The organism is Vreelandella arctica (assembly GCF_037070215.1).
GTDB lineage: Bacteria > Pseudomonadota > Gammaproteobacteria > Pseudomonadales > Halomonadaceae > Vreelandella > Vreelandella arctica.
Map to the genome: position 1 here is coordinate 1 of NZ_JBANSN010000093.1, position 1084 is coordinate 1084.

A 1084-nucleotide genomic window follows, 5' to 3' on the forward strand; every position below is an offset into this window, starting at 1 on the left:
TAAGTGCCTGATCTTAAGTTTTCGTGTAACGTTGGAGTCTGATATCTCTAACGGATGGAACCATGTTAAGGCGTTTCGTTGCTCCCCTTACTGACTCTGAACAGCAGACGCTGTCCTCCGCCTATCACCACGGTGAGAAGCGTGCTCTACGACGCCGTGCACATGCCATCCTACTGAGCAATCAAGGCCATACGATCAACCAAATTAGCCAGATACTGGAGGTCCGCCGCGACGCCGTATCACGATGGCTCAAACAATGGGAAGCGTCAGGCCTCGATGGATTGATCGACAAGCCCCGCAGTGGTCGCACGCCCGTCTTGGACGAGAGCGATCATCAGCGACTGCAGGAGCTCGTCGCCGAACAGCCTCACCAGATTCGATCCTTGCAGGCCCGTTTTGAAGAAGAGACGGGCAAGACCGTCAGCACGGTGACCCTTCGCCGAGCGTTGAAAAAAAAATGACTTCAGCTTCAAACGTATCCGGCACTCACTCAAAGCATTGCGTGACGAGACGGATTTCCGAAACACCCAAGGCCTCCTCAAGGCACTCCATCAGCAGGAGGACCAGGGTGAGCACGAGCTCTATTACTTTGATGAATCGGGTTTTTCACAATCGTCGTCGGTACCCTATGCGTGGAGTCCCATCGGGCAACCCTGCGAGGTGACCGCCTACTCACACAGCCGAAGGCTGAACGTATTGGGGTTCCTCAGCCGTGCTGGGAAACTGATCTACCACACCACTACCGGGTCAGTGACCACCGAGACGGTCATCGAAGCGTTTGACCAGTTTGTAGCACAGAAAAAAACCGATACCTTCGCTGTTGTGGTGCTCGACAACGCCAGCATGCATCGCTCGCAGGCCTTCAGGCGGAAAATAGTCGAGTGGATGTCGCACCGTGTGCATCTGGTTTACTTATCGGCCTACTCGCCGGAGCTGAATCTGATTGAGATACTGTGGCGTCAGATGAAGTACGCATGGCTGCCGTTGAGTGCTTACCTTTCGTTTGATCACCTCTGTGAAGAGGTACACCGGCTATTGGGTAGCTATGAAGCTGATCACGCGATTAATTTTGAATAAGCACTTA

1 protein-coding gene is annotated in these 1084 nt (G+C 53.4%); it reads left to right on the top strand.

Annotated elements, in window-relative coordinates; translation table 11 throughout:
• Positions 1–62 precede the first annotated feature (62 nt).
• Positions 63–1077, top strand: a protein-coding gene (locus V8L70_RS22805) for an IS630-like element ISHsp2 family transposase (protein WP_076611625.1) whose coding sequence is annotated in 2 segments (ribosomal slippage) — positions 63–449 and positions 451–1077 — 1014 coding nt in all. Because the reading frame shifts where the segments join, the coding sequence is not laid out codon by codon here.
• Positions 1078–1084: the final 7 nt, after the last annotated feature.